This window comes from Oscillatoria sp. CS-180 (assembly GCF_028330965.1).
Lineage (GTDB): Bacteria > Cyanobacteriota > Cyanobacteriia > Phormidesmidales > Phormidesmidaceae > Halomicronema.
Window position 1 is genome coordinate 23905 of sequence record NZ_JAQMUB010000060.1, and the last position, 6645, is coordinate 30549.

10 protein-coding genes are annotated in these 6645 nt (G+C 46.5%); 9 read left to right on the forward strand and 1 reads right to left on the reverse strand.

Going from position 1 to position 6645, the window contains the following annotated elements; genetic code table 11:
• Nucleotides 1-18: 18 nt before the first annotated feature.
• The 9 genes from PN498_RS14365 to PN498_RS14405 all read left to right on the forward strand — a co-directional run bounded on the left by PN498_RS14365 (nt 19) and on the right by PN498_RS14405 (nt 6168).
• Nucleotides 19-645 (forward strand): tetratricopeptide repeat protein, encoded by a 627-nt coding sequence (locus tag PN498_RS14365; RefSeq protein ID WP_272063501.1) that lies wholly within the window; start codon nt 19-21, stop codon nt 643-645.
• 97 nt (nt 646-742) lie between these two features.
• Nucleotides 743-1354 (forward strand): hypothetical protein, encoded by a 612-nt coding sequence (locus PN498_RS14370; protein ID WP_272063502.1) that lies wholly within the window; start codon nt 743-745, stop codon nt 1352-1354.
• Between the two features lie 79 nt (nt 1355-1433).
• Nucleotides 1434-2444, forward strand: a complete 1011-nt coding sequence (locus tag PN498_RS14375) for a helix-turn-helix transcriptional regulator (protein WP_272063503.1) — start codon at nt 1434-1436, stop codon at nt 2442-2444.
• Nucleotides 2445-2576: 132 nt separating this feature from the next.
• On the forward strand, nt 2577-3407 hold the full coding sequence (locus PN498_RS14380; RefSeq protein ID WP_272063504.1) for a class I SAM-dependent methyltransferase: 831 nt from the start codon (nt 2577-2579) through the stop codon (nt 3405-3407).
• A gap of 532 nt (nt 3408-3939) precedes the next feature.
• Nucleotides 3940-4146: a hypothetical protein gene (locus PN498_RS14385; RefSeq protein ID WP_272063505.1), complete on the forward strand. Its 207-nt coding sequence runs from the start codon at nt 3940-3942 to the stop codon at nt 4144-4146.
• A gap of 3 nt (nt 4147-4149) precedes the next feature.
• The gene (locus PN498_RS14390; RefSeq protein ID WP_272063506.1) at nt 4150-4638 is read left to right on the forward strand and encodes a DUF4114 domain-containing protein; all 489 of its coding nucleotides are present in this window, start codon (nt 4150-4152) and stop codon (nt 4636-4638) included.
• Between the two features lie 443 nt (nt 4639-5081).
• A complete protein-coding gene (locus tag PN498_RS14395) occupies nt 5082-5321 on the forward strand; it encodes a FitA-like ribbon-helix-helix domain-containing protein (protein WP_272063507.1) in 240 nt (79 codons plus the stop codon).
• A 237-nt stretch (nt 5322-5558) separates the two neighbouring features.
• Complete coding sequence (locus tag PN498_RS14400) at nt 5559-5849, forward strand: BrnT family toxin (protein ID WP_272063508.1); 291 nt, start codon at nt 5559-5561, stop codon at nt 5847-5849.
• A 4-nt stretch (nt 5850-5853) separates the two neighbouring features.
• The gene (locus tag PN498_RS14405) at nt 5854-6168 is read left to right on the forward strand and encodes a BrnA antitoxin family protein (RefSeq protein ID WP_272063509.1); all 315 of its coding nucleotides are present in this window, start codon (nt 5854-5856) and stop codon (nt 6166-6168) included.
• A gap of 59 nt (nt 6169-6227) precedes the next feature.
• Here PN498_RS14405 and PN498_RS14410 read toward each other — a convergent pair whose 3' ends face one another.
• Nucleotides 6228-6584, reverse strand: coding sequence for a helix-turn-helix transcriptional regulator (locus tag PN498_RS14410; protein ID WP_272063510.1), 357 nt, complete (start codon nt 6582-6584; stop codon nt 6228-6230).
• Nucleotides 6585-6645 lie beyond the last annotated feature (61 nt).

Sequence of the window (6645 nt, forward strand, 5' to 3'; positions counted from 1 at the left end):
TCTTCTTTCAGGAGTTATATGACTGTTTTCTTTAAGATCGGTCTAACTTTACTAATCGCTCTCTCCAATTTCGGTGCAATTTCTGCATCAAGCGCTGCAACGATTTTGTCTTCTTCAAGCTATTTCAGTCCACTGCATCTGAAAGAGAATAGCTTTTTAAAGGAAAAGTGTTTTTCAGCTGATTCGGAAAGTTTAGAAAGCTGCAAAGAATTGATTTTGCAGGATCAGCTTGATTTTGAGGTTTGGAACCAGTTGGGTCGTATTTACTATGGTCTAGAAAATTACGAGAATGCTTATTTGTCGTTTAAATATGCCACTTCTCTGCGAACAGATTACGCGATCGCCTGGTCTAATACTTGTGCAGCTCTTAATCAACTTCAGGATTATGAAGCTGCTTTGAATGCATGTAACAAGTCCTTAGATCTCATTCCGATTTCAGAGAATTCTGTTGTTGACCGAACATTCGCTTTAAGTAATAAGGCGATCGTACTTTATTTCTTAGGCCGTTATCAAGAATCCCTGGAGACCTTAGACCAGACTCTTTCCATTAATCCGGACAATTTAGAAGTAAAGTTGAATCGCCTTCTTGTACTTCATGCTTTAAAGCATGAGAAAAATGCTGACAATAGTAGCCTTACACTCTAGCTTTAATATTCGACTTTTGAGTGTTCATATTAATCTTTTCCTTGAAGTATATTTCGAATAACTGTCGGTTTTGTAGATCTGTGTGTAGAGAGGAACAATGAGCCGAGTCTTTCCAATAAGAGTCATCCTTTTAGCTGCTGTGCTTTGTTTGGGTTTTATATTCTGTTGCGAACCGGTATTTGCAACGACTTACTCCTTTCAATCTCCTGGAACACCGGGTCAAGAAGGTGTTCTGAGTGGTTCTGTAACCTACGATCCAGATGCCGTGCGTGACTCCTTGAAGAAGATTACTTTCAATCGAGGTGCTAGAGCCTTAGTACTAGACGATCTGGGAAAGAATGGTGAGTTTTCCTTTGAATATATTTCTCCACACTCTGGCGTAAAACATTCAGAGGAGACTATTTGCACTCGAAATATTTATGATCTCGATAACGGTTTATCAGGAAATGAAGTGATTGGTGGTAAGGAAGGTCCCTTTTTTGACTTCAGTGATTCCTTGGAACTAGTATCCGTTGATTTCAGATCTTGTGTAGGCAGCAAAGGAGATGTTAACGCTTCTATTTCTGAGCGTGATCCTCAGGTTGCTTTCAGCGAACTTGAATCTCAATTTAATCAGCTTAAGTTCAATGAGGAAGATTATGCAGGCGGCAAACCAGGACTGTTTAAAAAGCGCTTGACCATTAAATACACGTTAGAGGATGACGCCTAATTTTATGGGATGTTGAAACTCTTAGTTTCGAAAAAAATAGGAGTGAACACATCCGATCTCTCTCCATCGGCAAAGATATATGGAAGTTTCTCTTGCGTTTACTAATATCCAACACGCAACCCAAGAATTTCAGAAGCAGGCTGGAGGAACTCGTCAACTGCAATCCACGGAAACAGCTTTATTCTTTCCAACAACGCTTGGGCAAGGCTACATGCGAGGTATTCACCTACGAGATGGTTTGGACCTGTTCATTTATGAATGCGACTTAAAGCAAGACTTGCTTTTGGACTTTCGCAGGCTGTCGTCTCAGTACTCAATGATAAATCTCACCTTTTGTCTGTCTGGCTATTGCACCGGCATGATGCCTGGGCTCAAAAATAGATTGGATGTTTCAGCTCAACAAACAACGTTTTCCGCAGTACCCTATGCAGCAGGAACGACGAAGTTGTTTGCTGGCAAGAAAATTAGTGTGGTTGAGTTGGCGATCGCACCAACTTATATGCTGACGCTCATCGAGCGACACCTCAGTGCTTTACCACTACACTGGCAGCAAAATATTCAGAATGCGGCTTCCACCCCTTGCTTTCAACTGAATCGTACAACCCCTGAAATTGCTCGCATTCTCTACGCGATACTGCACTGTCCCCATGAGAGCTTCATCCGACAGCTCTATCTGGAAGGAAAAGTCTTGGAGCTGATTGCCCTTTACTTTGCCCAGCTTAAGGATTATGAATCTGCTCCTTCGGCGTTAGCGAGGGTAAGGCGAAAAGACGTTGATGCACTACATCAAGCCAAAAAAATCTTGCTGAAAAATCTAGGGGAACCGCCTTCTCTAGCGGAATTGGCACACCAGGTAGGACTCAGCGAGCGTAAATTACAGCAAGGGTTTCGGCAGCTATTTGGCAATACTGTTTTTGGCGTTTTGCACGACCACCGTATGGAACAGGCTCGACAGCTACTAGAAGCCGATCAAATGACCATTACTGCGATCGCAAACGCTGTAGGAATTACTCACCGAGGGTACTTCGCAACTGCCTTTAAGCGCAAATTCGGTAGCACGCCACGGGAATATTTGAAGCGCTTCAAGTGATTGGGCAAATTCAACTCAATCAGTGGCTATTGCGATCGTAATAGATCGGATAGCGATCATGGCTCGCCTGAGAGTTGACTATCATGGCATCCATAGCTCACATTCGCCACCAATCGATGGAGTGTAGCGAACATGGCAAAAATTTCAGTTGATCTAGGTCCCGTTCAAGAAACGCTGCTGATCCCTCTGCTGGGGCGAGCTGTGCAAACTCAGGACGGCAACGGTCTGATTCACGATGAAAAAGCGGTTCAAATTGTTGAATCTCTGGATTACGATTTCTCCAAGTGGCAAAACTCTAAATCCTTGGCCGGAGCGACCTTGCGTACCCGCATGTATGACCAAGATGTTCAAGCTTTTCTAAGCGAGCACCCTACGGGTACTGTAGTTGAAATTGGCTGTGGTCTAAACACCCGATTCGAGCGGTTAGATAATGGACAAGCCCAGTGGTTTGACTTGGATTTGCCCGATACGCTAGCGCTACGGCGACAGTTTTTTCAGGACGAGCCGCGCCGCACAATGCTCGAAGCCAGCGTTTTAGACACTGGCTGGATGGACCCTGTGGCGGCAACGGGCGGCCCTTGGTGCTTCGTTTCTGAGGCGGTGATCATCTATTTGGAATCAGCCCAAGCACGACAGGCCATTACCCAAATTGCTGATCGCTTTCCGGGAGCCTGGCTTTTGATTGATACCACCTCTCAAAAGATGATCGATAGTCAATCAACCCACGATGCCATGCGGCATATGCCCAAAGAGAGCTGGTTTCGCTGGGCTTGTGATGATCCACACGAGATAGAGAGCTGGGGCAACTTGCAACTGGTGCAGTCTCGTACCTTTTTTGATGCTGGGGCAGAACTCATGAAGCAGGTCCCCTGGTCAACACGGTTCTTTGTGAAATGGATGCCCTGGCTGATTCGCAGTAAGGTGCAGGGCTATCGGCTCAACCGGTTTGTCGTAAATACTTAGAACTAGGTAGAAAAGACGACAATTGCTAAAAGCGAGCTGACCAACAGACCAAGAGGCTTGCCCTTAACGAGAATTATTGAAATTAATTCTCAATATAAAGATCTAAAATGCTTGATAAATCGAGCGTTTCATTCCTAATGGAACCTTAAGCTAGATCCTTCGATTATTCATGAATCCGGGTCTCCAGAGTATTCGAGGGACTTTTTCCTCAGGCTTGTCAAACCGTAAAGACAATCTATCGACATTCGGGCACATTGATTTTGCTATCCATTGTTGACAAAAATTATTGATATTAACGATACAGTCAACGATCCGTTCGAAGCGTGGGATCACCCAAGACTTTGCTACCGTTTTGCGTGGGATTAACGACAAGCCCTAGCCGCAAAAGTGTTGATCTGAAAAGGTTTCACAATCCAAGATCGCAAATCTAAGATCGTCAATTGCTGGCGATTAAGGGCTAGCAATTCGCCAGAAATTCAGAAGACGCAACCTGAAAAGCTTAAGAGAATCTGCGTTTAAACAGGATCGCAGCTTGAGTGATCATCGCGGCTGCTCTAGCGATCGCTTTGAACTAGTCGGCTTCAAGCCCGACTTCTCGGCGGCTATTGGTTTCAGCGATCTAATCATTGCTCAGGAGGGTAACGATACCGTCATCTCTCTAGGTACAGAAGATGTACTGGCGGTCTTACAAAACGTGCAGGCTGACACGGTCACTGCCGACAACTTTGGTGAGGGGTAGCCAGTGGGCTCTGACGAGGATTTACTCGATCTGCTCGACCAAACTGGCTCCGTTCAGGTGAAGATTCTGGACAAACAGAGCGAGGCCCTATTCAGCAATACCGTCGGCTTCTATCAGATTGAAGATGCGGACGGCACGGTGATTGATCCCGTTACCGGAGCCTTGCTGCAACCGGGTGAAGCAGGCTATGCCGCCGCTGCCGTTGGCCGCAGTCAGGAAGCGGGAGATGGACTATCCTTTGCCATTCGAGACGCTGGAGCCGTCACCGCTGACCTCGACGGCGGGGCACTCTATGCGCCGTTTATCGTGTCGAACGGCACCGTGGCAGACGCCCTCAGCGGCAGCACCGATGTTTTCTTCGAATTTGCTGCGGCCAATCCATTGGGGGCAGACCACGTGCAGAAGACCGGCAGCACCTACGCCTTTGAAGACTTGTTTAGCGGCGGTGATCTGGACTTTAACGATGCCGTGTTTACGGTAGAAGTCGCCTGATATTCTTGATGCTGAAACGGCGAAGTTGACGAATAACGAATAACAGATAGCAGATAACAGAGTTATTGGTTATTCGTTATTGGTTACCTAAATTTAGTCTTTCTCTTGGGAGGGCAGGGAAAGGCCGGGTTAGCTCATGAAGCCCTCAGACTAACTTGAACCATCCATCCGGCTGTGCTCATTTGAGGCGGTCGGATTTTTTGCGGTTTGGATTATGCTGGCGGGCGATACTCCAAAGGAGTGGCTCTGCCATCGCACCCCACCACTCCAACCATCAGCGATGCTCCACTAGAGCGGCTACAACAGCACTGTTATCGGCAAAAGTCGCGAATCGCCTGCCTTCGCTAAGCATATTGCTAGAAGCATACTGAGTACTGAGTTGCATTGTTCGAGAGAGCTCTTGCTAGCATGGTGCCAGCACGATAAACGGAAGGGATGAATCAATGGCAACGCTGACAATTCGAAACTTGCCGGATGATTTGGTGCAGCGTATCAAGGTCCGTGCTTCTGCCAACGGTCATTCGATGGAGCAAGAGGTAAAGCAGCTTTTGGAAACTCGCTATGCCTTACGTGAAACCGTGATCAGTCGTATTCATGACCGTTGGTCTACAGTGCCTAACACCTCTTTAGAGGAAGCTAACCAGCGGCGCGAGAACGATCGCCAGAATGAGCTGGCAGAATGATTATTGAAGTGAGGTTATTCATCAAGATTTCTTGAGCGTACTGACGCGCTCATGGTAATCAAGACGGATGCGGGGGCTGGGATGGGGCTACTGTGGGTGGGAAGCATAATTGCTATGCTGCTGATCGGCGTTGTTGGCTTTAGGGCGTCTCGATTACGCTGTCTTGAAAAGTCGTTTTGAAATTGACAATACTTATCATCTGCAGGCGATATATGTATAAATATATGCATAATGAATATGCAGTTCATATGGGATGAGAACAAGCGACAGTCCAATATTGCCAAGCATGGTTTTGACTTTGTCGATGTTTCTCAAGTTTTTGAGGGGCCGACGTTAACGTTTGAAGATGATCGCTTCGCTTATGGCGAGTGCCGCTTCGTTACGTTGGGCCTATTGCAGGGGCGGATAATTGTTATTGCCCATACGGAGAGTCAGGACGAGGTGCGAGTGATATCGATGCGGGAGGGCACAAAACGTGAGCAACTTATCTTCTTCAAGAGCCTCTCAAACGGATTGGGAGCGGATTAATGCGATGAAAGATGAAGATATTGACCTGACTGATATTCCAGAAGTTACTGAAGTGCAGATGGAAAATGCAGTGCTTCGAGTTGGGGGACAGCCGGTTGAGCGCGGCAAGCAGCGCATTACTATCTTTTTAGACAGATTTATTGTGGAGTATTTTAAGAATATTGCAAGCGCCGGTGAAGCCTCTGCTGCAGAAAATCGTGGCTACCAGACACTGATTAATGCAGCATTAGGGGAATATATTCAAAATCAAAGCCTGAAGGAAGATTTACGTCAAATCCTTCGAGAGGAGCTGGCACGTTCATCCAGCGATCAGCAATAGATAGGCTTCGCTCCTGTTCGTTAATCCTGAACACAGCAACGGTTTTTCTAAATCGTTAATTACTTTCGTATTGACATTTGATAAGCCTTCGGACTCGCGCCAAACTTATGCTTAAAGGCGGCGTTGAATGAGGTGGGGCTATCGTAACCGACGGTACGGGCGACCGTCGCCACCTTTAGTTGCCCATCTAAAAGCAACTGTTGGGCTTTTTCCATCCGACGATCGCGCAAATAGCCAAATACGGTGGTGTTAAATATTTCCTTGAAACCTCGTCTCAAGTTGTAGTCACACATCCCAACCTGTTGCGCCAGTTCCAGCAGTGAGGGTGGGTAAGTCCTCAGTACAGGACAAAAAGCTTGAAAAGAAGGTAAGGGTGGGGTTTCATCAGAATTACCACAACTCTTGAGAAACCCCATGACTGACTATAGCGAATTGAGAAAGACGCTCCAAGAACATCTTGACTGGCACGGGGCGCGA

Excerpts from the sequence above, each read along its gene's own strand:
- PN498_RS14365 (WP_272063501.1), top strand. The coding sequence starts at position 19 with ATGACTGTTTTCTTTAAGATCGGTCTAACTTTACTAATCGCTCTCTCC.
- PN498_RS14370 (WP_272063502.1), top strand. The coding sequence starts at position 743 with ATGAGCCGAGTCTTTCCAATAAGAGTCATCCTTTTAGCTGCTGTGCTT.
- PN498_RS14375 (WP_272063503.1), top strand. The coding sequence starts at position 1,434 with ATGGAAGTTTCTCTTGCGTTTACTAATATCCAACACGCAACCCAAGAA.
- PN498_RS14380 (WP_272063504.1), top strand. The coding sequence starts at position 2,577 with ATGGCAAAAATTTCAGTTGATCTAGGTCCCGTTCAAGAAACGCTGCTG.
- PN498_RS14395 (WP_272063507.1), top strand. The coding sequence starts at position 5,082 with ATGGCAACGCTGACAATTCGAAACTTGCCGGATGATTTGGTGCAGCGT.
- PN498_RS14400 (WP_272063508.1), top strand. The coding sequence starts at position 5,559 with ATGCAGTTCATATGGGATGAGAACAAGCGACAGTCCAATATTGCCAAG.
- PN498_RS14405 (WP_272063509.1), top strand. The coding sequence starts at position 5,854 with ATGAAAGATGAAGATATTGACCTGACTGATATTCCAGAAGTTACTGAA.
- PN498_RS14410 (WP_272063510.1), bottom strand. The coding sequence starts at position 6,584 with ATGGGGTTTCTCAAGAGTTGTGGTAATTCTGATGAAACCCCACCCTTA.